General features: G+C 42.9%; 17 protein-coding genes. 1 reads left to right on the top strand and 16 read right to left on the bottom strand.

Annotation, left to right across the window (positions count from 1 at the left end):
* Nucleotides 1-604: 604 nt before the first annotated feature.
* From G564_RS0107295 to G564_RS0107235, 13 genes are all read right to left on the bottom strand, one after another.
* Nucleotides 605-2,077, bottom strand: coding sequence for a magnesium chelatase (locus G564_RS0107295; RefSeq protein ID WP_029037084.1), 1,473 nt, complete (start codon nt 2,075-2,077; stop codon nt 605-607).
* A gap of 51 nt (nt 2,078-2,128) precedes the next feature.
* Nucleotides 2,129-3,253, bottom strand: coding sequence for a vWA domain-containing protein (locus G564_RS0107290; protein WP_029037083.1), 1,125 nt, complete (start codon nt 3,251-3,253; stop codon nt 2,129-2,131).
* A 287-nt stretch (nt 3,254-3,540) separates the two neighbouring features.
* Nucleotides 3,541-4,314: a TrkA C-terminal domain-containing protein gene (locus tag G564_RS0107285; protein ID WP_029037082.1), complete on the bottom strand. Its 774-nt coding sequence runs from the start codon at nt 4,312-4,314 to the stop codon at nt 3,541-3,543.
* 106 nt (nt 4,315-4,420) lie between these two features.
* On the bottom strand, nt 4,421-4,741 hold the full coding sequence (locus tag G564_RS18805; protein WP_316928848.1) for a cupin domain-containing protein: 321 nt from the start codon (nt 4,739-4,741) through the stop codon (nt 4,421-4,423).
* Nucleotides 4,742-4,934: 193 nt separating this feature from the next.
* On the bottom strand, nt 4,935-7,079 hold the full coding sequence (locus G564_RS0107275) for a glycoside hydrolase family 97 protein (RefSeq protein ID WP_029037081.1): 2,145 nt from the start codon (nt 7,077-7,079) through the stop codon (nt 4,935-4,937).
* Nucleotides 7,080-7,101: 22 nt separating this feature from the next.
* Nucleotides 7,102-9,603 carry a glycoside hydrolase family 31 protein gene (locus tag G564_RS0107270; protein ID WP_029037080.1) on the bottom strand — a complete coding sequence of 834 codons (2,502 nt, stop codon included), beginning with the start codon at nt 9,601-9,603 and terminating at the stop codon, nt 7,102-7,104.
* 89 nt (nt 9,604-9,692) lie between these two features.
* The gene (locus G564_RS0107265) at nt 9,693-10,961 is read right to left on the bottom strand and encodes a PKD domain-containing protein (protein WP_029037079.1); all 1,269 of its coding nucleotides are present in this window, start codon (nt 10,959-10,961) and stop codon (nt 9,693-9,695) included.
* An 18-nt stretch (nt 10,962-10,979) separates the two neighbouring features.
* On the bottom strand, nt 10,980-12,725 hold the full coding sequence (locus G564_RS0107260) for a glycoside hydrolase family 66 protein (protein ID WP_084625600.1): 1,746 nt from the start codon (nt 12,723-12,725) through the stop codon (nt 10,980-10,982).
* A gap of 17 nt (nt 12,726-12,742) precedes the next feature.
* Nucleotides 12,743-14,215 (bottom strand): SusF/SusE family outer membrane protein, encoded by a 1,473-nt coding sequence (locus G564_RS0107255; RefSeq protein WP_169578121.1) that lies wholly within the window; start codon nt 14,213-14,215, stop codon nt 12,743-12,745.
* A gap of 12 nt (nt 14,216-14,227) precedes the next feature.
* On the bottom strand, nt 14,228-15,703 hold the full coding sequence (locus G564_RS0107250; RefSeq protein ID WP_029037076.1) for a RagB/SusD family nutrient uptake outer membrane protein: 1,476 nt from the start codon (nt 15,701-15,703) through the stop codon (nt 14,228-14,230).
* Between the two features lie 9 nt (nt 15,704-15,712).
* Nucleotides 15,713-18,751: a SusC/RagA family TonB-linked outer membrane protein gene (locus G564_RS0107245; protein ID WP_029037075.1), complete on the bottom strand. Its 3,039-nt coding sequence runs from the start codon at nt 18,749-18,751 to the stop codon at nt 15,713-15,715.
* Nucleotides 18,752-18,968: 217 nt separating this feature from the next.
* Complete coding sequence (locus tag G564_RS0107240; RefSeq protein ID WP_029037074.1) at nt 18,969-20,657, bottom strand: DUF6377 domain-containing protein; 1,689 nt, start codon at nt 20,655-20,657, stop codon at nt 18,969-18,971.
* A gap of 176 nt (nt 20,658-20,833) precedes the next feature.
* A complete protein-coding gene (locus tag G564_RS0107235) occupies nt 20,834-22,105 on the bottom strand; it encodes an alginate export family protein (RefSeq protein ID WP_029037073.1) in 1,272 nt (423 codons plus the stop codon).
* A gap of 147 nt (nt 22,106-22,252) precedes the next feature.
* Between G564_RS0107235 and G564_RS0107225 the strand changes: the two genes are divergently transcribed.
* Nucleotides 22,253-23,488 carry a YaiO family outer membrane beta-barrel protein gene (locus G564_RS0107225; protein ID WP_029037072.1) on the top strand — a complete coding sequence of 412 codons (1,236 nt, stop codon included), beginning with the start codon at nt 22,253-22,255 and terminating at the stop codon, nt 23,486-23,488.
* Here G564_RS0107225 and G564_RS0107220 read toward each other — a convergent pair.
* The 3 genes from G564_RS0107220 to G564_RS0107210 are packed head-to-tail and all read right to left on the bottom strand — an operon-like array spanning nt 23,485 to nt 26,331.
* Complete coding sequence (locus G564_RS0107220) at nt 23,485-24,927, bottom strand: glycosyltransferase family 2 protein (RefSeq protein WP_029037071.1); 1,443 nt, start codon at nt 24,925-24,927, stop codon at nt 23,485-23,487. The two genes, G564_RS0107225 and G564_RS0107220, sit on opposite strands and share 4 nt — an antisense overlap.
* A complete protein-coding gene (locus G564_RS0107215) occupies nt 24,924-25,979 on the bottom strand; it encodes a hypothetical protein (protein WP_029037070.1) in 1,056 nt (351 codons plus the stop codon). Before G564_RS0107215 ends, G564_RS0107220 begins: the two co-directional genes overlap by 4 nt.
* A gap of 1 nt (nt 25,980) precedes the next feature.
* Nucleotides 25,981-26,331, bottom strand: a complete 351-nt coding sequence (locus tag G564_RS0107210; protein WP_029037069.1) for a DNA-binding transcriptional response regulator — start codon at nt 26,329-26,331, stop codon at nt 25,981-25,983.
* Nucleotides 26,332-26,385 lie beyond the last annotated feature (54 nt).

Here is a 26,385-nt window from a genome sequence, read left to right as displayed (position 1 = left end):
GATTCCGTCCTATCCTTTTGCAGCCAGGTACCTTTCGATATTTTCTGCATTCTTCCCTTCATAAGGTAACAGTCATTGACTACTTACTTCTTAAGGTTCACCCCTTCCCGGTGTAGTCGATTCTTCCGGTACTATGGGCTCGGCTGACTTCTCACAGTAAATCTTATTTCAACCACAGCTTCATACTCTGTTTCAGTCTGTGTCTGTGAGACCTCCCGCGGTAAGACGTATCACTTTCATTCCATGTGCCTGCATCATCTACACCCCGATCTCTGTATAGCTTTAGGACTTCGCTTTGTATTGCAAGCTCATCCAGATCGGATATGCCTTATATGATGTTCGTGTTCCTCGGGCCGGAACTTTGCCGCCGGCTTCCTTCAGATTCCACCTCGCGATGGACACCCTTACCCTTGGCTAATGATAGGTAGCTATAAACCCTCATAGCGGACTTGCACCGCCTAGTGATACGCCATGCACGGCGCACAATAAAAACCTTCGGGAAAATTTCCTGAAGGTTTTTTTATTAAGTATTTTCTGTCTGTCTCTAAAGAGACCTTCAAAAAGTCTAGGTTCTAGTTTCTAGACTCTAGATTCTTTTCCCTACTTATTCATTTCTAAGCCCTTCAATATAGCTTCCATAAATATCCTTAAACTGCATTCCTTCAGCAAATCGAAACTTGTTCAGCTTCTTGTATTCCACCAATCCCCAGAGCAGGAATTCCTTGAGGAAGTATTTATCTTCTTCTGATACTTTTGGCTGATATTTATTCACCAGCGCCTCTAGTGCCGGTATGGAACCGAGCGCTGCTTTATAATCTTCATCTGAAGTTTCATCGAGTAGTTCGAAGCCGCTTTCTGAGAAGAACCACTCCACCACCTCTGAATAAGGATCGGGAGCGTCGGATTTATTCAGCTTTTCGATCTTCGGGAACATGGTTGGGAACAACGTTTTTACAGCTTCTCCTATGAGCTCCTGTGCCACCACTGCACTTCCCTCCTGCTCTCCTTCATAGACCAGTTCGATCTTTCCGGTGATGCTGGGAATCACTCCGAGAAAATCTCCGAACCTGAGAAGTGTCTTTTTTTCGCCATTTTTGACAGCTCTTCTTTCGGCCGTACTCAGCAGGTTTTCGTATGCACTAATGCTGAGACGGGCGCTGATGCCGCTGCGGGCATCAATGAACTCATTGTCCCGGGCCTCAAAACTTATCTGCTCCAGCAGGTCTTTGGCCAGTTCGGGCACATGAACTATTTCTGTTTGATCGGGATCCAGACGGGCTTCCTGCTGGGTGATCAACTTCGCCGTTTCCAGGTTCATTGGATAATGCGTGAGGATCTGAGAACCAATTCTGTCCTTTAGCGGAGTCACAATGCTTCCGCGGTTAGTATAATCTTCGGGATTTGCGGTAAAGACAAACTGCATGTCCAGGGGCAGCCTAAGCTTAAAGCCGCGGATCTGTATATCACCTTCCTGCAGAATATTGAACAAAGCCACCTGTATCCTCGCCTGTAGATCGGGGAGTTCATTGATCACGAAAATGCTGCGGTTTGCTCTGGGGATCATTCCGAAGTGAATTACGCGATCGTCAGCGTAACTCAGCTTTAGGTTAGCAGCCTTAATGGGATCTACATCGCCAATGATGTCGGCCACGGTAACATCGGGGGTGGCCAGTTTCTCAAAATAGCGGTCCTTGCGGTGCACCCAGGAAATTGGAGTTTCATCCCCTTTTTCTTTCAGAAGCTCCCGTGCATAGCGGGAAATGGGATTGAATGGATCATCATTGATCTCAGAACCTTCCACAACCGGCATCCACTCATCCAGCAGGTTTACCATCATTCTTGCAAGGCGGGTTTTGGCCTGGCCCCTAAGCCCGAGAAGGTTGATGTTGTGCTTGGACAAAATCGCCCGCTCAAGCTCGGGAATTACAGAATGCTCATAGCCGTGAATCCCTTCAAAAGCCGGTTCATTATTCCTGATCTTTTTCAACAAATTCTGTCTTAACTCGTCTTTTATATTTCTACTCTTATATTCTGCGCTTTTTAGGGCACCAAATGTTTTTAGCTTTTGTACATCCATTTTAAGTAAATTATAATGTCCCAAAAATGTCATTTTTGAGACCTTTTGGTTTTAACCTTTTATCCTCTTCTTGCGGTTGGTTTCGTAATCTTCAAAGATCATTTCTCCTAGACCTTTCAGACCTGTGAAGAAAGCTTTTCCCTGATTTGCCTGAGTAAATTCCCGAACAAAGCGTTCCAGGTAAGGATCCTGGGCGATCATGAAAGTGGTAATGGGAATGTGTAACTTTCGCGCCTGACTCGCAGCATTATAACATTTCTCCACAATATAAGGATCGAGCCCCACGCTGTTCTGGTAATAATTCCCGTCCCGTTCTCTTATACAACTAGGTTTCCCGTCTGTGATCATGAAGATTTGTTTGTTGGTATTGCGCTTACGCCGTAAAAGATCCATCGCCAGTTCCAGACCTGCCACTGTATTTGTGTGATAAGGTCCAACCTGCAGGTACGGCAAATCACCAATAGAGATCCTCCATGCGTCATTTCCAAAAACCAGGATATCCAGGGTATCTTTGGGATAACGGGTGGTAATAAGTTCTGCCAAAGCCATGGCAACTTTTTTCGCCGGCGTGATCCTGTCTTCACCATAAAGGATCATGCTATGACTAATGTCGATCATAAGTACTGTGCTCATTGTACTTTTATGATGGGTCTCTTCTACAACGAGATCATCTTCGGTCATGTGGAAATCATCGGCTCCATGATGGATCTGCGCATTTCGCAGGGATTCGGTCATAGAGATCTTATCCAGAGAATCTCCATAATGGTAATCACGAAATTCTCCCGTGTGTTCATCCCCAAGTCCGACTCTCTTTGTATTGTGATTCCCTGAACCGCTCTTTCGGAGTTTTCCGAAGATCTGGTTGAGGGCCTGCTGCCGTATCGCTCTTTCAGTTTTTGCGGTAATTGCCATTCCGCCATTGCCGTCGGGATCTATTTCTTCACGAATGAAGCCTTTCTTTTTCAGGTCTTCAATAAAATCATCAATGGTGTAATTCTCGTCTGTAAGCTTATACTCCTGGTCCAGCTGGCGGAGCCAGTCAATAGCCTCATCAAAATCCCCCGAAGTATGGGTGATCAACTCCTTGAAAATTTCAAAAAGCTTGTCGAAAGGAGGAATATTCTCTTCCTCAAACCTCTTAAAAACAAATCCTCTTCTAACCTGTTGCCTGTCCATGCTCTAATTTAATTGTTAGCGCTAACATGTCACAGGGGAAGAGGATAAAATTGTGTTAATTAGGTAGTACTGAGAATTAAGTAGTGAGTATTGAGACGAGAGGAATAGAATTTGGCCACTAATTCACCGTTCCATTATTGGTTGGGATTTGGCGCCCGATGACTGGTGGCATTTAGGGACAAGTTAATCTGGGATTGGTTAATTGGCTCTTAATTTGGACTTAAACTGCCTTCTAACTACTGTAAACTACAAACTTGCTGATCACTGACCACTGACCTTGAACACTTTCAATCTTCTTCTGCCGCATTCATTCGCTCTAGTTGTGCCCGCTGTCCTTCAACATCTTTTTTGTTTTGGTCCTTAGCTTCCTGGTGCGCTTCTTTATTTCCGCCTCCCCTGGTGGCCAATTCCTTTAGCCGCTTTTTACGACCATAGAGAACAAGAAGGTCTCTTGGGCGTAGACGCAGATCTGTGGGAGGAACTCCTAAATACTCTTCCCCTGCCCGCTTTACTCCCAGGACCAGCACTCCTTCATCTGTTAAATTGAGATCCTGAATTGTTTGGTTGGCCAGCCAGTTGTGTTCCCTTATATCGATCTCTGCTATACGATAATCTTCCTGTAAGTGAAGAAGGGAAACATAATCTCTTAGGTCCAAAGCAGTATATCGGGATAATAAACGCTCTATAACAGGATTGAGCAATCGGTTAAACGTTTTATTTTTTGCCAGGATCAAAAGAACTACCACTCCTAATCCCAAAACCAGAAGCCTTTCTGTAGTCGCCGATCCCGCTCCAAGGAAGGATAGCAATAGTGTGGAGATAGAGGTAACCACACCCACAGAGCCAAGGCGTATTAGCACAGAAATGATCCGTCGGCGGATTGGTACCTTCAGGATACTTTCAGCTTCAGTGGTGGTAAACCCCGTTCCTGAGAAAGCTGAAAGTGCCTGAAATTTTGCGACTTCTTCCGAAAGACCCGTCATCAACAAAGCAATCGATCCTATTTTTATTACCAGCATAGAAAGAGCAATTACCAGTAAAAGCGACATTACAGAAATCATAAATCAATGTTTTAGTAGGGAGTCCTATAAATTTAAGAAAAAGACGCCTCCTCTACTAATGATCCTGCTACTTATAAAACTCATAAAGATTGATCTGCTACGCCTTTTACACGTTCCACGGTGTCAGATTTTGAGAGACTGAGCGTACTATACTGTCTGCTTCTGCTTTTAGGTCGTGAGGGACGTTTCCTTCCAGAGTTAGCATATCTCCTTTTTTGATGTGATGTACTTCGCCATTCACTCCAAAGCTGATGGCTCCTTCAAACAATTCTACGACAATTGGATAAGGAGTTTTGTGCTCTTTCATCACCTGCCCTTTTTTCATTGCAATTCTTATTTCCCTGCTGCTTTCGGTGTCAAGTAATACCTGTACGGCAGGTTTTTTATCATTAAATTCAAGGTCTTTAAGTAAAGAAGCAGTTTTCATAGTTTGTTGTATTGATTTAAAGTACAAAAACTTCAGGAGAACCTGGCTAATTCGGCTAAATGCTAACAAAGCTTTTAGATTACTTAAATGGATCGATCTTTAAACTGGCCTTCTTACTGAAGCGCTCAGAAATACCCATAAAAAAACCGCCTGAAAATTATCCCAGACGGTTATTAAAAAAATGTTTTGGAAATTACAATTTCTTCAAGCCTCTGGTTTCAGATTTGTCGGCTTCGATAATGCTGATAGCATAACCACCTCCCGGTGCAGAACCTTGCTTAAGCTTAGATTTGTTGTTCACGACAACTTTCCTGATCTCATAGGCCTGCGGATTGTTCCTGTAATGCGCATCTTTAGCATCTGAATAAATGGTAGCAATGTAAGTCTTGCCTTTGTCAAGAAAATCAAAGCTAATATTTGATGTACGTCGTGTCTCTCCATTCACGTTACCCACGAACCAGTCGTTCGTGCCTTTTTCTTTCCTTGCAATGGTAATATAGCTCCCCGGTTCAGCTTCTAAATAAACACTCTTTTCCCAATCCATTCCCACATCTTTTATGAACTGAAAAGCGTCCATAAAACGTTCGTAGTTTTCGGGGAAATCGGCCGCCATTTGAAGTGGGGAGTACATGGTGACATAAAGTGCAAGCTGATTGGCAATAGTAGAATTTACCCACGAATCATTATCTGGATTGGCCTTGCTAATGTCCATCTCAAAGATCCCCGGAGTGTAATCCATTGGGCCTCCAATAAGTCGTGTGAATGGAATTACCGTAACATGGTTAGGTTTGGAACCTCCAAATGCCTGATATTCTGTCCCCCTTGCAGATTCATTTGCAATAAGATTTGGCCAGGTACGCGCAACACCTGTAGGCCGCACTGCCTCGTGTGCATTTACCATGATCTCATAATCTGCAGCCTTCTCAATTGCATACTGATAGTGATTCACCAACCACTGAGAGTAATGATTCTCCCCTCTTGGAAGTATATCGCCAACGTATCCGCTCTTGACAGAATTATAACCATTATCCTTCATAAACTGGTAAGCTGCATCCAGGTGGCGTTCGTAATTTCTTACCGAAGACGAAGTTTCATGGTGCATGATCATTTCAACTCCCTTGCTTTTAGCATAATCCCGTACTTCATCCAGGTCAAAGTCAGGGTAAGGAGTCATAAAGTCAAAAACATAATCTTTAGAATTTCCAAACCAGTCTTCCCATCCTATGTTCCAACCCTCTACAAGCACTCCGTCAAACCCATGTTCGGCAGCGAAGTCGATATACCGCTTCACATTTTCTGTGGTAGCTCCATGAGTATTATTTGGTGTAGCGTTTTCATAATCTGTTACTCCAAGTCTCACTGCGGGAAAATCATTGGTATAATGCCAGGAGCTTTTTCCGGTGATCATTTCCCACCATACTCCTACATATTTTACAGGTTTGATCCAGGAAGTATCATCTATAGCCACAGGATCGTTCAGGTTGTAGGTCATTCTTGAAGCCAGGATATCCCGCGCATCATCACTTACAATAACTGTTCTCCACGGACTTTTCCCCGGTGCGATCATGTACACCTTGTTTCCGGTAACATCTGGCGTAAGCCATGACTGAAAAACCATATTCTCATCATCCAGCTCCAGGTGCATGGCAGAATAATCCAGCAAAGCCGCTTCGTGCAGGTTGATATATAGTCCGTCATCTGTTTTTAGCAACAGGGAAGTCTGTACGCCCGTATCCGAAAATGAAGTTTGGGAAAGATTATCTGTAATGGAAGTCTCCATTAATCCTCTTATTTCTGAAAGTCTCGACTCTATATAATCGTATTCCTGGGTATCATAATCACCGGGAATCCAGAAGGCGGTGTGATCACCCGTCATGGCAAACTGTGTTCTTTCTTCTTCCACAATGAAATGCCCCAGGTTTTGCTGCTGCGGAAATTCATATCTAAACCCAAGTCCGTCGTCAAAAACCCTGAATCTAATGATCATTTCACGATCTGTGGGTTTTTGATTTAAGATAACAGCCAGCTCATTATAATGATTGCGAATTTCATTTTCTTCTCCCCAAACCGTTTCCCAGGTCTCGTCAAATGCAGATTCTTCGCGTTCAATAACTTCAAAATTGTCAATTAAAGAATGTTCATCATTTTTTAAGTGCAGACCTAATTTACTGGTTTTGATTACCGGTTTTCCTTTATAGGAAAGGCTGTAAGCGGGAGTTCCGTCCTCCAATAACTCAAACTGCATTTGCACTTCGCCATTGGGGGAAGCAACTTTTTGAGCCAGTGCAACTCCCGAAATGCTCAGCCACAGGAAGCTCATTATCAATAGATTCTTCATCTTCATTGTTCTCATTAGATATTTATTTAACTATACTTATTAATTGTTTCTTTTTATTATCCGGCAACCTTATCAATAGACGTGCATTTTCGGCATCATAATAATAGCCGGAAGTGTCAAAGATAGTATTCCATCCACTTTTTAATGCTTCTGAAGAGTTTTCATTAATCTTTTTGCCCTGCAGTTTTACTTCGGAAGGTTTTTCCTCCAAAAAGATCTCCAGCCAAAAATTTCTTTTTCCATTAATGCTGAAGTTATTTTCCTGCGGCTCATTTATAGTAACTATTACTTCTGAAGAAGTTGTTTTACTTTCAATCTTCGTCTTCACAAAATGATCCTTGCGGTAGTCATTGGTTGTTCCTTCATCTTCATAAAGTGTAAATTCTGAAGGTTTTGCTGCCGGAAAGATCTCCAGGATCAGCGGTGCATTTTTCATGGCCCCTATGTAAGGCATCACCGGCATCTTGGGTATGATCGCACCTTCTTTTACGAACATCGGGATCACTTCCAAAGGAGTATCATAATCGACAGTTTGCCTGCCTTTAAAGCTTTTCTTCGGATTGTTGTAATCTCTCCAGTTCCCCTTTGGCAAATACACCTGCCTGTAAGTCACGTCTTCCTCCACCACGGGAGCAATTAGCAGTGATTCTCCGAACAAAAACTGGTCATTTATCTCATGCGTCTTTTCATCTGAAGCATATTCCAGCAACAAGGGGCGCATAATAGGAAGTCCTGTATCGTAGGCCTCTCTCGCATAGGTATAGATGTAGAGATGCAGCTGATATTTTAATTCAATAGCTGCTTTGGAAATCCTTTCGGCTTCCTCTCCAAATAACCAGGGCTCTACTGCATTGTTTCCTTCGTGGTGGGCCCTGCTCAGCGGATTAAAAACTCCGAACTGAAGCCAACGCACATATAATTCCGAAAATTGTTCATAATCTGTTATTTCCCCGCAGTAGCCTGAAATATCTGTCGTCCAGAAAGGAATTAATCCCAGACCGGCAGAAAGTCCCATCGGCACCTGGTCGGCCAGGCTTTCCCAGCCGTCGGTAACATCTGTTCCATTTCCGCTATCGCCGCTCCAGCCAAAGGTGTAGCGCTGCATTCCCGCATAGGCGGCTCTGGTCATTTGAAAAACCCGCTGATTTGGATTTCTCTTTTCGAATTGCTCAGTTACTACGCGATCCCATTCCAGTCCGTAAACATTATGGATCTCATCATGCATTCCTTTATGGTGCTTCATATAAAGCCTGTCGGTACTTTCTTCATTGCTCCAGGCTGGTTCTCCCATATCTGTCCAAAAACCTTTCACGCCATCATCAAGGGGTTTTTGTTGAAGTTCTCCCCACCAGTCGGCTACTTCGGGATTGGTGAAATCGACCACTCCGGCGTTTCCGCCCCAGGGCCATGGCATGTCATAAGCTTTTCCGGTGCGGATATCGGTAGCCAAAAATCCCTTTTTTGCCGCTTCTTGCCACTGATCTTCAACAACCTGAGAAATCACGGGATCCTGAGAAATTATGACCTTAAATCCATCTTCAGCAAGATCTGCAAGCATTTTTTTAGGATTGTCATACCTGTCTTTTCTCCATTCGAAATTCTGCAGGCCTTCAACCCAACCAATATCCTGGTAAATAATGTCTATTGGAATTTCCCTCTTTCGGTACTCTGTTGCAATTTCTCGTGTAAGATCTTCGGTCACCAGCATTCCGCGGCTTTGGGACCAGCCCAGCGCCCAGTTCGGTGGCATGATAGGCTTTCCGGTCAATCTTGTATAGCTTTTGATCACTTCTTTCAGGTCTTTGCCGTACATGAAGTAATAGATGAAAGCCCCATCGGGTGCCGAAAATGAGAAATATTCATCAGATTTTTTTCCGAAGTCGAATTCGGTTTTATAGGTGTTGTCGAAGAAGATTCCGTAGTTGTAGGTGCTTAAAAAGAAGGGAATGCTCTTGTACAATGGATCTTCGGTATCAGAGTAACAGGGTTTATCACTGTTCCACATCGTAAAAGATCGGCCCCGGCGGTTCAACGAACCGGTTTTTTCTCCCAGGCCAAAGAATTGCTCTTCCTCCCGCAGTACTTTTCGGGCTTCGGTCTTCGTACCTTCAGAAACATAGGCTGCCCCGTCAAGGTCACCAAGCACAAGCCGCTGATACCTGTCAAAAATTTGAATTTTGAACGGCTTTTTGTGAACCATCACCCGCAGGTCTCCCGTGAAGATCTCAAAATTGGAAGCATTTTCTTCCACGTTGATGTTGAAATTGGGATCAAATTCTTCATTGTTGACCGCAAAAGATTCATTGTTGCGGGTTAATTCCCCGTTTGGAGCATACCAGAATTTGATGTTCTTTGAATCGAGGAATTCCAGCATAAGCTTCTCCCCGCCTTCACATCCAAAAATGATCTTTTTAGCCCCTGTTTTTTCAAAGCCGGTACAGGATTTTAAAGTTATTTCCTGGGAAAAAACACCCAGAGAAAAAAACATAATAAGGAGCGCAAAACTTTGTTGCAGCAATTTCATAGCAAAAATTTTTCAGTAAAAGTTATCCGGGAATCCAGAAATGGATCCCGGAATAACTGTTTTGAGGACAAAGGTTGAGTAAGGCTCCCCTATTGTACCTCAAAATTTATGGTGCCTTCATAAAGGTTCACAGTAATGAGATATTCTCCCTGAGTGTCTTCATTGATCCTCCATTTATAATCGGGACCTGTACAGCCTAAATGAGCTTCATAATTACCAGCAGCGGGTGACGCGTCTGCCTGTGTAGGGTGCAGCCAGTCTGCATCACACCAGTCGCCGGTATAAGTAGCAATTTTAAATTCTCCCGGATTCAAAGTGCCCTGGTAAGTAAAGATAAATGGGTCTGTACTGCTTTGAGTAAAGCCGGCAGCGGGAGAATCTATGTTCCAACCGTTTTCGGAAGCATCTCCAATGAGATATAATTCGGAATAAGGCGCATTTTGTGCTTCGAAATTTATGGTTTCAATCTCAAGATTCACAGTAATTCTATAGCGCCCCTGAGTGTCTTCAGTTACCTGCCATTGGTTGTCTGGTCCGTCACAACCCTGAGTGATAATAAAGCCAGAAGCCTGAGTTATTGAAGTTCCATTTTCAGCAGCATTGATCCATTGCCCGTCACACCAGTCACCGGTAAAGGTTGAAAACTTAATGTTTCCGGGAGTAAGAACGCCTTCATATACGAAAACGAACGGATTGGTTTCACTCTGCGTAAAAGCTGCAGGGGAACCAATGTTCCAGCCACTTTCTGAAGCATCACCCACAATATAAACATTGCTGAATGCCGGCTGGGCATCCTTCACCTCCACTTCCATGGAAGCTTCAGCCGTACCACCGGCACCGGTTGCAGTAAGAGTTACAGTATAAATCCCGGTTTCAGCATAGGTGTGAGAAGGAGAAGCTTCCGAAGAACCTTCAGATCCATCTCCAAAATCCCAGGAATATTCAGCTACATTCTGACTCTGATTCTCGAAATGAACCGTGTAAGTATCTTCCTCATCAACTTCATAAGAGAATGCTGCGGAAGGAACTCCAAGCACACTGACTTCCTCGGAATAGGTACTGGTGTTGTCCCCATTCATCGCGGTAAGTTTAACAGTGTAATTCCCTGCTGAAGCATACTGATAAGAAGGATGCTTCTGAGTCGAAACTCCCGTTTCATCTCCAAAATCCCACATAAATTCATCGGCATCAACGCTAAGGTTGGTAAAGCTGATGAGCTGCGGATTATCGGCTACCGCTTCAAAAGAGAAGTCGGCAGTTGGTTCGGGAGTCTCCGCGGTGAAATCATCATCAGAACTACAAGAGTTTAGCCCGAGGACAAAAAGAAAAAGGATAGAGAATATTTTAAAATTTTTCATGATTATATTTTATCCTGATTAGTATTCGAGCACAAGCATGCTCCAGTATTTAAGATAAGGCACTTCAAGAGTGATCTGGTTCCCGCTTTGGGTAAATTCAAGTTCCTGTGATGCACCCCCGTTAATATCGGGAGAGGCAAACCATACTTTTGAAACATTTCTTCCTGCCTCTACTGTAATGCTGAAGTTATCCTTTACCAATGGCTGTCTCTGGATCTTGCTGTCATCTCTCCACTGCAGCGTAGAAACCCCGTCATAATTCAAAAAATGAAGCACCTGCTGATTCTCAAGTTGCTTTACAACCACAGCAGCCTGCCCTACAACCGGAGGCCAGTTATTAAATTTCACATCGGCATCCTGGGATTGTACGGAAGGGATGTTAAAGCTTCCGCCGTCGCGTAACAGGTTCTGGTAAGCAGTATGGAAATCGTAATATTCCTTTACAGAATTCCGCAATTCCACGCTCATATTAAGCTTGTCATTTGGAAAATATTCGCTGGACAACATGTGCTCTCCCAGCTCTAAATGCGCGCCACCAAAGGAAAAGATTACAGCATCGGTCATTAAGACTGAAGGAGTGTGAAAACTTCCGCTCTGCGAGTTGTAATTCATATAAGCCGCCAGCACGGTGTTGAGTTCGCCGTTGGAATATTCATAATTTTCCAGGATCACCCGTGCCAGATCCTGATACTGATATCTGCTCCAGATCTCAGAATATGCGAAATCTACCGGCGCTTCAAGGATCTCCTGTTGTTCATATTGATCAACCGCATTTAAGACCAGCTTCTTTCCGGGAAAACGGTTCTCAAGGGAAATAAGAAAATCTTTGTAAGCATCTCCTAAATCTATCCTGTAGCCTTCATAGTTATACAAAGTTCCGCGGTCACCCAACTGGTCAAGGTGCCAGCCATCGAAATCAAGATTTTCATAAACCGTAGCTGTCTCTCCAAAAATGTGCTCCTGCCATTGGTTGTTCGAAGGATCTGCCAGCTGAATGTTTCCAAAGCCTGAAAGGATGTGACGGTTTACGGACCTATGATTACGGTCTTCAAACATCAACCATTGCAGAGGTACCGGCTGCACTTCGTCTTTTTTCCAAACTCCAAAAAGTAGATTGTAGAACATGGAAGCCATATTACGCTCCTGCGCCTGCTCAATATATCCCTCAACTGTTCCAAAATAGATCTCCCTGTTAAAAAGATCATTCCAGGTCGCTACCGGCTCTCCGTTCTCATCGAGCGGTAACGGACGGTGATGCTCAAAATGCCAGTCGTAATACTGAAGTCCGTTAATATGATAATCTTTCAGGTTGTCCAGAATTCCGGCTCTTTGAGAAGCAGAAATGTTCCCAAATTTTGAAAGAAAACCATAGCGCGGAAATCTGGTCCAGTCTGAAGAGACATCCACGGCCACAGTTCCTATCACAGTTTCTTCTCCGCCGGTTTCTTTTACCAGTTCCACCATATATCCTCTAAAATCTTCGGAAGGCGGTTCCCAGCTCCAGGAAGTGCCGGTAAGCGGCTCTTCATTGATCACCTGTCCAAGATATTTGTAACGGACCGTTGTATTCTGGTGAGTTCCGTTCACACTAAAGTTCACTTCTTCTCCGGGATTGTACTTCGCCTTGTCCTTTTTAAAATTAAGGACTTCGTTGTAGCTCATATCTACCCCTTCATCAATGGGACTTAGAAGTGTGTCATCGTCCTTACTACAGGCGCTCATCACCAGTAGCATCATCAATAAAAATATACTGTTTCTTTTCATTCTATTGTTTTTTAGCCTTAGAGGGCAGTAACGGTCATGGTTTCAGTATCAAGATTGATCCTGATCTCATAATCCCCCGCATCATCGGCAGAAAGTTTCCATTTATTATCGGGTCCATCACAACCAAAGGTGGTAATGAATTCAGTATTTGTTATAGACTGTCCGTTCTCTGCAGAGTTGATCCATTCTCCATCACACCAGTCTCCCTGGTATTTTGAAAACTTCAATTCTCCTGCCTTTAAAGGCCCGGTGTACACGAAATCGCCATTCACATATTCCATGGGAGCAGGATTGTTAATATTCCATCCATTAGGACCTGCATCTCCAACGATGTGAAGGTTGACCTTAGTAAACCTGATAGTATTAGTGGCTGTGTTAAGGCTGATTCTATATCTGCCTACAGTTTCATCGGTTACCAACCAGGTATTGTCCGGTTCACAGCCGGCAGCCTGAATAACTGCACCACTTTCAAGGGCCTTATCATCCACTTGTGGACGGTACCAGTCTCCACACCAGTCTCCCATTGGGCCGGCGAAGATCTTGAACTCACCCGGTGCAAAATTTCCTTCGTAATTAAAGACAAATGGATCGAGTTCACTTTGGGTAAAGCTGGCAGGGTTATCAATGTTCCAGCCGCTTTCGGTCGCGTCTCCTACTATGTATAGACTGGAGAAAGGCGCGTCTTCTACAGGAGTGATCTCTATGGTCTTGTTAAGCAGATCCACTCTTAGCCTGTAATTTCCTTCTTCGGAAATCGTCCATTGTACATCTTCCCCGCTTCCGCCTTCATTGTACACGATCATACCATCGTTATCGGGATGTTTTGTGTAGAAATCCTGACACCAGCAATCATCACGGCTTACTGCAAATTTGAAATTACCTTCGGAAAGTTTTCCTTCATAGATAAAAACCCCGCGTTGATTTCCGGAAGTTAATTCCGCAGCATTGGAGATATTCCAACCATTTGGAGAAGCATCTCCCACTATAAATAGTCTGCTGGAAACGGGTTTATAAGGAGTCACCGAAAATGTCATTTTTGACACCTGATCTTCAACTGAAGCATCGGTGACTTCTGCAGTTAATCTCGCTTCAAGTTCATAGGAATTCCCGGCCTCAAGTCCGCTGTTGAGCAATCTGTGATTCAGGGTTCCATGGTCGATAGCAGCAGAATATTGGTTCTTTACTCCATCAGCAAGAGTGATCAAGGGGTCTGAAAAATCATTCCCGGCATGATCTATTTCCAGAGTGTATTCTATGGCCGCTCCTGTGCCGCGGTTAGTACCGCTGGACCAGTTAAAACCAAGTTCGTTGCCAATAAAGCGCTCGTTTAACTCGAGTTTTTCATCAGAAATTGTTAGAGCAAGTTCATTATCTACATTTTGAAGAGAAGGATCCTCCAGCTCGTCTGTATCACAGGAGCCGCTCATCACGCCCAGGATAAGAGCAAGTATTACGACATAAAATCGCTTCAGGTTGAAAATTGAATTCATATTTTTCATTTTTTAATAACCGGGGTTCTGAACCAGGTTAGGGTTCCTGTCTAATTCTATTTGCGGGATAGGGAACAACAAATGCTTTTGTGAGGCATTGTTCCTGCCAATCGATCTCAGGAAGTTCAATCCATATTCTCCGTTGTTCACGCGGATAAGGTCAAACCATCTTTGTCCTTCAAAAGCCAGTTCCATTCTTCGTTCTTGCAGAACCGCATTTCTAAAGTCAGCCTGACTCAAACTCTGGATATCATCCAGCCCCGCACGGTTGCGAACCATGTTGAGGTAATCTTCGGCAAGTGCTGTTTGTCCCAACTCATTTAAAGCCTCAGCTTTCATAAGCAAAACATCGGCATATCTTAGAATAGGAAAATTAAGCGGACTGTTATCATAGGCAGAGACCTGGCTAATCGGCACTAAAAACTTTCTTGTATTATAACCGGTGAAAGAGAATCGGCTTTCGTATTCCTTGCCGTCGAATTCAGGACCTCCTTCATATAACACTGTTGCATCCTTGCGCTTGTCTCCTTCTTCGTAAGCTTCTACAAATTCCTGGGTTGGCTGGTTCCAACCAAAGCCTCCGGCTACAAAATTGGCACCTCGCGGCCCCATGAAGGGACTTGCCCAGGATGCCTGATTTTCATTGCTCCAAAAATCGTATCCACCTTCGGAAGCATACTGTACTTCAAATAAGGATTCTACTGAATTCTCATTGGTAATAGAGAAATTATCGGCATAATTTTCATTGAGTGCATAACCCAAATTTTCTACTTCTGTAGTATACTGTACTACTTGCTGATAATTCCCAAGGGTTAAATGCACTTTTGCCAGCATTCCATAAGCAGCACCTTTTGATGCTCTTCCCTTGTTTGCTGAACCGTAGGCTGATTTAGGAGGCAAAAGTTCCGCAGCAGCATTAAGATCGGCGATTATTAGCTCATAAACCAGAGCAACGGGATCCCGCGGCGGGAATAGATCACTGTCTGAACTCTGAGGTTCGGTGATCAATGGCACATCTCCAAAGAACCTTGCCAGAATAAAATAATAGTGTGCTCTAAGGAAATGAGCTTCACCCATGCTACGGTTTCTAATATCCTCGTTGATGTCGAGCTTTGGAGCGGCATCAAGAACAATATTAGACATTAAGATTCCGGGCCATGGTCCTCTCCAGAGATCCAGTACTCCGGCGTTATCTGTGTTAGTCACGAAGTTAGCCATATCCTGGGTCTCTATCCCGTCAGATCCTCCCCCGGCGCCAACGATGCTGTTTCCGGCCATGATATCTGTGGACCACATTCTCAAATTGTAAAGCTTTGGCCACTGCAAGGGCTGGTATGCTCCATTCACCACAGTCACCAATTCTTCGGCAGTAGTGGGATAGTTCTCGGTGTTAATAGTATCCAGCGGCTGCCTGTCAAGAAAGTCGTCACTACAGCTCATAAGGAGCAGAGCAACCAGGGCCATTAGTTTAATTTCAAAGTGTCTCATCGCTATTTTTTAAAATCCTAGATTAATTCCTACTGTGAAGTTGCGGGTCACAGGATAGATGTTATTGTCAATTCCATTAGGACCTACTTCAGGATCAAATCCTGAGTAATCGCTGATCGTAAATAAGTTCTGTCCTGCCAGGTAGATCTTTGCCGAACTAAATGCAGTGTCTCCAAAAGTGTCTACCGGTATATTGTACCCAAAATTCACATTTCGTAGCCTCAGGTAAGAACCGTCTTCTATGTAACGTGTAGAAGGACGGGTGTTGTTGTTAGGGTCACCGAACACCGCTCTTGGCATATCATTACTGGTACCCGGTCCTCTCCATCTGTCAAGTACAGCTACAGATTGGTTTGTGGTAACCGACATACTTTCGGTATAAAGTCGGTTGGCGTTGAAAATGTCATTTCCATAAACACCCTGGAAGAACACACTCAGGTCAAAATTTTTATATCTGAAGGTGTTATTCAGCGAGAACGTGAAATCGGGGTTTGGGTTTCCTATAAAGGTACGGTCCTCATCGGTAATACGTCCGTCGTTGTTAAGGTCCTTAAACCTGATATCACCCGGAGCAGTACTGGTCGCGGGATTCGTTCCGGGAGATTGCACTGCGGCATTGTCGATCTCGGCCTGCGTCTGGAAAATTCCATCCTGAACGAATCCGTAGAAAACATTGACAGGATAGCCGGGCTGGATGCGCGCAAGATTGTAGTTTAGTCCAATTCCTCCTGTAGTTAGCGGTGTATCACTGTTGATATTGATCACCTCGTTATCATTGTAGGTGAAGACATAATCTGTACTCCAGCTGAAATCTTCTCTTGCAAAGTTGTAGGTGGTAAGGATCGCTTCAACTCCCTGGTTCCTGATCTTTCCGGCGTTGATGTAAGGAACATAAATATCTGAATAACCGGAAGTAACAGGCACAGATTGCGGCACCAGCATGTCTTCGGTATCCTTGCGGTAAACATCTACTTTTAGATCAAGGGCCCTGTTGAACAAAGTTGCATCAAGACCTATGTTGTATTGCTTCTGGGATTCCCACTGTACATTGGTATTAGGAAGTGTAGTGGGAACGGCGGCAGTAACAAAATTGCCATTGAAGTTGTACAGGTTGGTATTGTAAGCAGAAGCAAAGGCGTAGTTACCTATCTCCTGATTTCCGGTAATCCCGTATCCTAACCTCAACTTAAGCTCATTAATGGCATTGGAATCTCTAAGAAAATCTTCATCTGAAATTCTCCATGCAGCCGAAGCTGAAGGGAAGGTTCCATACTTATTACCGGCACCAAATCGTGAAGAACCGTCACGCCTAACCGTTCCGGTTAGGTAATACTTATCGAGGTAGTCTAACTGAACTCTTGCAAAATATGAGAAGATCGCCCATTCTGAACCACTACCGCTCACGGTTGGTAATTCAATTCCGTTGTTGATCTGCTGAGTTGATTCGCTTGGGAAGTTTTGAACAGAGCCGTTCAGGAATTTAAATTCATTTTCCTGGGCACTGGTTCCAACTACTGCAGTTATAGAAGAGCCATTGTTAAATTCTTTGTTGTAAGTGAGGGTATTATCCCAAAGAAGCGTAATACTTCTGTTTGAAGATTCGAATAAATAAGCGTTTGGAGCTATATCTGTATCCCAGCTGTAGGCAGGACTCCAGGTTCTTCCATACCAGAAATTCGCTTCTGCTCCAAAAAGGGATTTATAAGTGAAGTTTCTGAAAATATCCAGCTCTCCAAATACATTCCCCTGCAGGTTGTAACCTTTGGTAGAGTTATCTACAATAGTAGCTTTACCAATTGGATTTTCAACATCTCCGGAATAAATTGGCTGCCCAATTGGTCCTGAAAAGTTTCCATTCTCCCTGTAAATAGGTTGGGTGGGTAGAGATAATATTGCTCCGTTAATGTTCATTTCTCCCTGTTCCTTAATATCGTGATTCACTTTTAGGGAGTTTCCAAAACGAAGTCTTTCGTTCACATCTGTGTCGCTGTTCAACTGAAAAATATATCTCCTATAGTTATTGTTGATGATAATCCCAGATTGGTCAAAAACATTCAAAGAGGTATAGACATTGGAATTTTCATTTCCATTACTATACGCCAGGGTAGCATTATTTTGAAGTCCGGTTGTGAATAGCGCATCCAGCCAGTCTGTTCCCGCTCCCAGGGAAATAGGATCTGCAAAATCGGGATTTGTTGTAAATCCACCTGCGGCCAGCATCTCATTGCTTAAAATGGCAAATTGTTGTGCGTTGAGAACTTCGATCATATTGGTAGGTTCCTGGATTCCGGAGAAGATATCCAAAGTCAGTTGCCCTACCCCGGCTTTTCCTCTTTTAGTAGTGATGATCACCACCCCGTTAGCACCCCGGGATCCATAGATAGCTGTAGCTGAAGCGTCTTTCAGGATCTGCATGGAAGCCACATCCTGCATGTTTACCTGGTTCAGTCCGCCGTTAAGAGGAACTCCATCGACAACAATTAAAGGATCATTGTTTCCTATAGTCCCTATTCCCCTTATCCGAATAGTGGGATTATTGCCTGGTTGTCCCGATGTAATAACCTGCACCCCTGCCGCACGCCCTTGTAAGGCATCTCCAATATTCGAAGCAGGCTGCGATTCAATATCGTCTAAATCGATTGCAGAAACAGATCCGGTAAGATCTCTTTGGCGGGATTGTCCGTATCCAATGACCACCACCTCATCAAGAGCGGCTGCATCCGTATTGAGCACCACCCTCATAAAGTTGGCAGATGCTGCAAGTGTTTTTGTCTCATAACCCATGTAACTTATAGATAATGTCGCTGCAAGAGATGGAACCTCAATTGTGAAGTTTCCATCAAAATCTGTGACTACCCCATTTGTTGTACCCGTTTCCAGGACAGTTGCTCCCGGAAGCGGAATTCCTGTATCATCAAGAACCTGCCCCTGAACCCTGATCTGGGCATTGGCTTCCTGAGCTGTTAACATAATACTGATACAGAAGAAAAGCAGCACAAGACTTTCCTTTATTTTTTTACCAGCATTTAATAGCGTGTTGTTCTGCATTTATAATAATTTTTGATTGACAAAATTCACAGCCGGAGTGACCGGCGGATCAATTAAACACTTCAAACTTCCTAAATAAAATAACTCCTATAACGTTTTCATAAAAACGTATAGAAAATTCGGGCGTACAATTGAAGCTAAAACCCTATTAAATAAGGGTTTAATAATAATACAACTTGAAAAATGATATAGAAAATAATAGTAAAACAGGGAGATTTTAGAGCTGTAAAGTAGTATTTTCGATGAGTTTTTGATCGAAATCTTTCTTATCCAGCCAGGACTTGTTTCTCAATTTAGTTTTATAGGCATAAATAGAATTAACAGAATACCCCAGGATTTGGGCAATGATCTCATTATGGGTAATTCCGAGGCGAATCAGCGCAAAAATTCTCAATTCCTTACTCAGAATTTTACCCTTTTTGACCTTGACCTGCTCTTCAGGTTTTAGCAGGGAATTAAACTCCTCAATAAAATTGGGGAAGAGTTTAATAAAAGCTTCGTCGAAATTGCGGAGTAGCTTTTCTTTTTCCTTTTTCAGATCATAGGTGCTCACCAGATATTTTACCTTCTCCAGCTTTCCTTCTTCGGCAGTCGCCTGAACCTTTGTTTTGAATTCTCTAAATTTTTCAAATATATCGGCATCCTGAGTAAAGAAAAATCCGATGTACTCCTCCTTAATTTTGTTAGCTTCCAGGAGTAAATGATTTACCCGGTTAAGTTCAATGTTTTTTGATTTAACTCGCTCATTCACTGCAGAGAGCTCCCGGTTAATATCCTTTAAATCCTCATGAGCTGCTTCAATAACTTTTCTGGCTTTCTTAAGTTTCCTTACCTGCAGAAAGATTACCGCAGCAAGTGCAATTACAAAAATCAGTAGAAAACTCATCACCACATTCTGAGTGATCAGCCGGGATCTTTGTCTTTCAATACGGTCAATTATTTGTTCCTCTATAAGGGGAAGAATTGCCCCTACCCTTATCTTTCGTTGCTGCGCCCCATAGAAAGCAGCATCTTCATTGGCTTTATGGATAAACAAGGAAGCAAGCCTGGTATTGCCTTTTTCAAACATGATTTCTGAAAGCCTTACTACAGCCAGATTCTCCTTTGTAGAAGTTTCAATATCGGCTATTGCAGCCCTTGCCAAATGAGGAATAGCCTTATCCTTATTCCCCATCTCCACATAAATTTCTCCAAGAGTAAAACTTGCCAGAGCCAGTTCCCTGGGATTCAGCTCGCCATCCAGTAATTTTAGAAAACCGGCTTTTGCCCGCTGCAGGTTGCCTTCTCTAAATTCCATGTAAGCCTGAAGGAAAACATTAAAATAGGTGCCTTCATCGGTTAGTGCCAGGGCTCTTTTCCTGTATTCTCTAGCCAGCTGATTGTACTCTTCCGAAAATTGCTTTAGATTACTATACTCGGCCATTTCACTATAGCAACGTCCCATAAGACCATAATACAGAGACCTTAAATTATCCGGAAGCGTGACGGGATCTATAAGAGAGAGGTAATCCAGAGCTTCCTTATACATTCCTGCAGAAACACTTATATCGGCCAGATTAATAACCGCGGAAGCAATTAGCTCTTCATCCTCAAGCTTTTCTGCCAGTTCGCGCGTTTGTAAACCATAATAAAAAGCAGAATCCTGTTTGAAAACACGGTATTCATTTAACAATTCCTGATTAAGATGGTGCCGCATTCTTAGATCCTGTGCAGGCGCCGAAGCAAGCTCCCTCCGAAATGCACCAACTTTTTGCCATTTTTGAGCATCATATACCGGAGATTTTTCTATAGTTTTTTCCAGTTTCTTCAATAGATCTTCTTCCTGACCATACATAAATTGCAAGCCCGGAAGCAGGAAAAAAATGAAAATAACATAAAAGCGGAGGAGATAATTTTTTTTGAACATCAAAGATCTATTGCATCTGTATATTCACCAGACAATCAGCTATAAACATTCAGCTTGTGGTAAGAATATCCGGCGACGCAAGATAAATAAATTTATATTTCCAGCAGACTGTTCTTCACAGAGTTAAATTATAAGTTTCAGTTCAACCCGGAAAATATAATCCTCTTTGTCCTTTTTTACTGAGCAGAAACTGCAGGCTTTGTATAACTAAACAGCTTCGGACTAAAACTCACCATGACCCAGGCCCAGTTTTGAGTTCTGTCTTTGTCCCCACCTTTCAGGATCTCAAGGGATTCACTTCCGAACATCTGTGAATAGCCGAAGTTGATCCCCAGATCTTTGCGGATCTTATATCCGGCGGCAAAATCTATCTCTGTGCCCAGATAATCATCCTGCACGTTTCCGGCAGCATCTACAACTGTCGCAGCCGAGGAGAATACATGAGGCATGATCGAAAACTCAAATTTTGGAGTGACATAGGAAATCTTTCCGTAGAGATCCAATAGTCCAACAGAGTTCTGGTGGTTCCCCACGTAGAAGTAATCCATATGGCCGTTAAAGCCATGGTTGGTTCCAAAGAGCGGAGTAAAAGAATTTATTTCACCTGAAGTATCGTTCATATCTGTTCCTGAAAGATACTCGCCTCCCACTCCTACTCTCCAAAGATCAGTAACTTTATAGTTAAGATTCAAACCGGCATACCAGGCAGAAACATCACGATCATTTCGACTTCCCGTTTGCCCGTAAGCCCCCACATCTCCGGATAAGTTTCCTGAGACAAAGTTGTGAAATGCTCCAAAAGTCTGAATGTAATCTACTTCCCTATCCTGCAACGGGGTATCAAATTCATATCCGGTGTTCATCAATAGAAAGCTGAACCCAACATTATTCACATCCATATGATACCAGGCCATTTGCATATTTTGATATGAATTAATACGGTAAGGCATTTCTATAAGGCTTTCTGCTTCGGCATTATAAGCTGCCGCAATATCCAGCCTGTGATTCACTGCAGGTTTCCAGGAGATAAGAGCTGCATCATGACTTTGAGCCTGCTGAGCCCAGCCAACTTCTCCAAGGATCCTCTGGTTGTCATAGGAAAGTACCTGTCTTCCTAAACGAAATAAAAAGTCCGGACTGGTTTGATACTGCCCATAGGCTTCAAAAATTGTAAAAGCATTGTTGTCTTCCAGACGCATGGTGGGAGAATCTCCCCAGACCCCAATACTTTGTCCCGAAAATTTTACCTTGAGAGCCTCATCTGCATACCCAAGTATCAAGCGGGTGCGTTGAGAAGTATGGGAAGCAGCATCGGCATCTTCCTGTAATAGTGTTTTATATCCATTTCTATACTCAAACCTCGGCCGCACCTGCAGGTCGGCTTCAAAAGTTTGGGCAAATAAGCCTGAGGTAAAAAGTAAAGCGAATAGGAGATAGTATTTGTTCATTGGTTAAAAGTTTTCAGCTACAAAAAAATCCATTGCTGCTGTTAAAAACTATGATCTATCTCATAATCATCAAAATTTAAAAAGTTCTTCTCCTGCCAAAAAACCAATAATTTCCTATTTTTAGCCAAACCTTGCCCTCCTCCCATCATGAAAAAAAACCTGCTTTTTTTCCTATTAATTTTTAGCACTTTAGCCGCTTTTACTCAGGAAATCGACACAGATAAAATGTACTTTCAGGCTTTGGAAGAATATAGAAGCGGAAATTACATTAGCTCGCTTGATCTTACTTCTAAAGCTCTTGCCGCCGCTCCTGAATATCATGATATAAGAATGCTGCAGGTGCGGAATCGTTATGCGCTCAAGCGCTTTGAAGAGAGCGACCGGGATCTGGAGTATTTGCTTTCCGAAGCTCCTCATTACGTGGGGGTGAAAAATCTGGCAATCCAACGTCTACATCAGCTTGAGGCTCAGGCTGCTCTTCATTACATTGACCGCCTGCTATATATTTATGGACAGGAGCCGGACCTAAATATTCTGAGAGCCCGATTCCTGCTGAATGACAACAGACCGGAGGAAGCGGGGAAGCTAGCCACTGAAATCTACCGCAACAGCTCCCTTAGCGATGGGCAGCGTTATATTCTACATCAAATCATAAACCTTACGGTTAAAAATTCAGTGCAGGTCACGGGGCAGTATATTTCTTTTAGCGATGATTATCCGCGTAATGATGCGTGGTATGCATTAAGCGCAGAATACCAGCACAATTTCTCAAAAATGGCAATTATAGGTAGGGCTACTTATTCAGATAGGTCTTACAATGATGGCAGCCTTTATGAAATTGAAGCTTACCCCATTTTTTCGAAAAAGTTCTATGGCTTCGGAAATGTTGGATTTTCAAATGGTGAAATATTTCCCGATTTTAGAGCCAGCGCTTCTGTTTTTTACAATTTCGCACCTTCTTTTGAGGCTGAGATGGGTTTTAGAAGTATGAACTATGGCGGAAACCACTACTTTACCGGAATTGGAGGACTTACCACCTACGCCGGAAGGTTCTATTTCAATGCCCGGGCTTTTATCGGACCTGAGCGACTTGAGAAGCTCATCCAGAACTACCAGTTTAACATAAGGTATTATTTAAGCACCCCCGAAAATTACATTTTTGGGAGGTTAGGAACCGGTATCTCTCCAGACGAGCCTACTCTTTACACCCGCACGCAGGAGAATCCAACTTTAGAAGCTTTTTATTTTAATTCGGGAATTAACAAAACTGTCGGGATCCATCATGTGATCATGCTAAGCGGCGGAATGTTGTTTGAAGACCTGCCAAATGATGAAGAAGGTCAGCAATTCACAGCCAGCCTGGGCTACAGGTATAAATTTTAAGGGGAAGTGGTAGTTTGTGTACTAAATCCTTTCCGCGTCATATTACCCCATCCTGATTTTATTCTAAAGAGCTTTTTATAAAGCCCCTTTAGCTGTCCATAAACAAGAACAGGATGAAAAAGAAAAGGTTCAAGATATGCGGCAAGTAATAATTCTGTAATTTCTTTGGCTGAAGAATAATACCTGAAATTGAGAATATAGAAAAAGACGGCAACAGAAGAGAAAATACAACCCAATAAATAAACTGCAAGGAAAAGCAATATGGCCAGAGGCCAGTCTATAAGTCCATAGAATCCAAAAACAAGCAGAAAAACAATTCCCAAAAATTCAACTATGGGGGCTCCAAATTCGAAGAAGCACCAATAGGGAAAAAAGATCATGCCCATTTTCCCGTATCGGGGGTTCATAAAGAGGTATTTGTGAAGTTTAAGAGTTTCCCAAAGTCCTCTTGCCCAACGATCTCTCTGTTTCACAAACACTTCATACGAATGAGGAACTTCGGTCCAGCAGAGTGTTTCCGGCACATTGACCACCTTATATTTTTTCTTCAGCTTTTCCATATGTACCCGGAGCCTTATACAAAGTTCCAGGTCCTCTCCTACGGTTTTGGTATTAAAACCTCCTACTTCTAATAGCCGCGTGCGCGGATACATTCCAAAAGCACCCGAGATAAGCATGAGACCATTTACCTCCCCCCATCCCATACGACCAATTAGAAATGCTCTTATGTATTCTACCACCTGTGTAGTAGGCAACAGATCTTTAGGAACCCGGAGCTTTTTTAAAATTCCGTCCCTGATCTCTGAATCATTGGCCACGCCAATGGCGCCGCCGCAGGCAATTATTTCCAGGTCCCCTTCTTCGAGGTAAGGCCTTACCAGTTTGAGGATTGCATCCTGTTCCACAATGCAGTCGGCATCTGTACAAAGGATAAGTTCTGTATGAGCGAAATTTATTCCGCAGTTTAATGCATCGCTTTTACCTCCATTGTTCTTATCTATAACAGTAAGGTGCTTATATTTTATATCGGTGCTTTTATAAACTGCCCTTACCATGGCGGTAGGAATAGGTTGAACAATAAAAGTGGAGTCAATAGGTTCCAGCTTATATTTTTCAATAAGGAGCCTCATTGAATTGTCGGTGCTCCCGTCATTTATAATCATTAGCTCATAAAAAGGATATTGTATGGAAAGTAGCGATTTTACATTCTCTACTATTGTTCTACCCTCATTGAAAGCTGCTGCCACAAGAGTTACAGAGGGAATGTCTGTAGCACTTACAATATCTTTTACCTGAAGAAATCTAGCGCGGCGTTTATTTCTCTTAACAGCCCGGGCAGATAATACCACCCCCAGGAAGTATATGGTGAGCAGAAGGCCTCCATAGATAAAAAAGACCCAGCTGATCCTGACATAAACCTCCTGTAGAATTCCTGTCATATTACCTCTTTTAGAGAAGGACCGGTAGAATACTGGCTGTAATAGAATTTGTGAACCAGCTCCTCATAACCACTGGTCCAGAGAATCTCAGCTGCACTCATTTCGAGAATATCATTTCCGCTTTCCAGAATTGCATTATAAAATTCCAGATCTGGTTTATCAGAAATTTGATGTATGTATTTAAGTAGCTGTACCTGTTGTTCGGTATTCGGTATTTTAAAAACTCTTTGTTTGACATCCTTTGCCTGTTCCGCAGTGAGTTTAAAGGAACTGATACAATAGATTGCCGTTTCCCGACGATCAAAACTTTCATGGTCCAGAAAATCTATAATGTAGTCTACTTCTGTAAAAAGATTAAATTTCCTGATAGTGCGCATAAGCAGCTCCTGTGCATAGGGTCTCTGTGTAGCATAGGATTTCTTTAAATATTTAATTTGGGCATCTGGATAATATGCATAGAGTTTTTCCACAATTTTAATCTGTTGCCATAAGGTCATATCTCTTTTAAGGTATGGGAGGAAGCGCAGACTCTCCCAACCCAAAAAAACTACCATAGCGATCTGGGCCTCTCTTCTCACATAAATGTTGGAATTATTTCGCTCCTTAGTGATTTCCTTTATGTACTGTGACTGCTCCATTTCATATATCTCTCTGATCCCTCTCGCCTTGACATACCATTTCCTGCTATTAAGTTTTGAAAGAGATGCCCTATAGGGAGGTATTTGAGTAAAAAGAAGTCTTAATTTGGAATGATTTGCACCAAGCATTGTTCTTTGTGCCCTTATCATTAAGTCTATGAGGTACTGAATATTTGCTTTTTTAGAAGGTTTTGCACCTGCCGCCTGGAGAGCCCGTTGAACTTTAAGAAAATGGTATTCCTCTCCCTGCGGGGGATAAAGAAATTTAGCTATTGAGTCAGCGAAAGTAAGTTCGATAAACTCCAGCTGCTTCTTTCTTTTCTTTCGGTAAACCAGACTAAACCCAATAATAAACCATACCATAATGAGGATGACTACTAGGGTTTGAATAAGCAGAAGTAGTTGTTCTTCCATATTACGACAGCATTTCTTCTACATGATCAAAATTGAAAGGAACAGAAAAAAATCCGGAGACCTGTCCCATTTCCAGAATCTCCTGTCGCACCTTTTTCTGACCCATACTTGTGATGATGAGCAGGGATTTATGGCGAATGATCTCCTTTAACTGGTAGACATAATCGAGGGGACCAATACCGTCGAAAAGAATATCTGAGATAATAATATCAAAATTCTGATCCTGATCTTCAATATCCAGTTGATCTAAAGCACGAATTGCTTTGCACCGGTATTGACGCGCCAAAATCATCCTTTCAAGGACCTGTAACAGAATAAGGTCCTGCTGAATTATGAGGGCAGTTTTTGCCATTTAGGTTAAGTAGGGGTGTACAGAATTGGGGCTCCGTACCTTACAAATCTAAAA

It is taken from the genome of Salinimicrobium xinjiangense DSM 19287 (assembly GCF_000423585.1).
In the GTDB taxonomy this organism is placed as follows: Bacteria; Bacteroidota; Bacteroidia; order Flavobacteriales; family Flavobacteriaceae; genus Salinimicrobium; species Salinimicrobium xinjiangense.
This window is presented reverse-complemented; position numbering and strand designations above follow the sequence as displayed.

Bases quoted from the DNA above. Each gene is read 5' to 3' on its own strand.
- G564_RS0107240 (WP_029037074.1), bottom strand. From the start codon at position 20,657: ATGTTCAAAAAAAATTATCTCCTCCGCTTTTATGTTATTTTCATTTTT.
- G564_RS0107250 (WP_029037076.1), bottom strand. From the start codon at position 15,703: ATGAGACACTTTGAAATTAAACTAATGGCCCTGGTTGCTCTGCTCCTT.
- G564_RS0107285 (WP_029037082.1), bottom strand. From the start codon at position 4,314: ATGATTTCTGTAATGTCGCTTTTACTGGTAATTGCTCTTTCTATGCTG.
- G564_RS0107270 (WP_029037080.1), bottom strand. From the start codon at position 9,603: ATGAAATTGCTGCAACAAAGTTTTGCGCTCCTTATTATGTTTTTTTCT.
- G564_RS0107215 (WP_029037070.1), bottom strand. From the start codon at position 25,979: ATGGAAGAACAACTACTTCTGCTTATTCAAACCCTAGTAGTCATCCTC.
- G564_RS0107295 (WP_029037084.1), bottom strand. From the start codon at position 2,077: ATGGATGTACAAAAGCTAAAAACATTTGGTGCCCTAAAAAGCGCAGAA.
- G564_RS0107255 (WP_169578121.1), bottom strand. From the start codon at position 14,215: ATGAATTCAATTTTCAACCTGAAGCGATTTTATGTCGTAATACTTGCT.
- G564_RS18805 (WP_316928848.1), bottom strand. From the start codon at position 4,741: ATGAAAACTGCTTCTTTACTTAAAGACCTTGAATTTAATGATAAAAAA.
- G564_RS0107210 (WP_029037069.1), bottom strand. From the start codon at position 26,331: ATGGCAAAAACTGCCCTCATAATTCAGCAGGACCTTATTCTGTTACAG.
- G564_RS0107245 (WP_029037075.1), bottom strand. From the start codon at position 18,751: ATGCAGAACAACACGCTATTAAATGCTGGTAAAAAAATAAAGGAAAGT.
- G564_RS0107265 (WP_029037079.1), bottom strand. From the start codon at position 10,961: ATGAAAAATTTTAAAATATTCTCTATCCTTTTTCTTTTTGTCCTCGGG.
- G564_RS0107220 (WP_029037071.1), bottom strand. From the start codon at position 24,927: ATGACAGGAATTCTACAGGAGGTTTATGTCAGGATCAGCTGGGTCTTT.
- G564_RS0107235 (WP_029037073.1), bottom strand. From the start codon at position 22,105: ATGAACAAATACTATCTCCTATTCGCTTTACTTTTTACCTCAGGCTTA.
- G564_RS0107225 (WP_029037072.1), top strand. From the start codon at position 22,253: ATGAAAAAAAACCTGCTTTTTTTCCTATTAATTTTTAGCACTTTAGCC.
- G564_RS0107260 (WP_084625600.1), bottom strand. From the start codon at position 12,725: ATGAAAAGAAACAGTATATTTTTATTGATGATGCTACTGGTGATGAGC.
- G564_RS0107290 (WP_029037083.1), bottom strand. From the start codon at position 3,253: ATGGACAGGCAACAGGTTAGAAGAGGATTTGTTTTTAAGAGGTTTGAG.
- G564_RS0107275 (WP_029037081.1), bottom strand. From the start codon at position 7,079: ATGAAGAATCTATTGATAATGAGCTTCCTGTGGCTGAGCATTTCGGGA.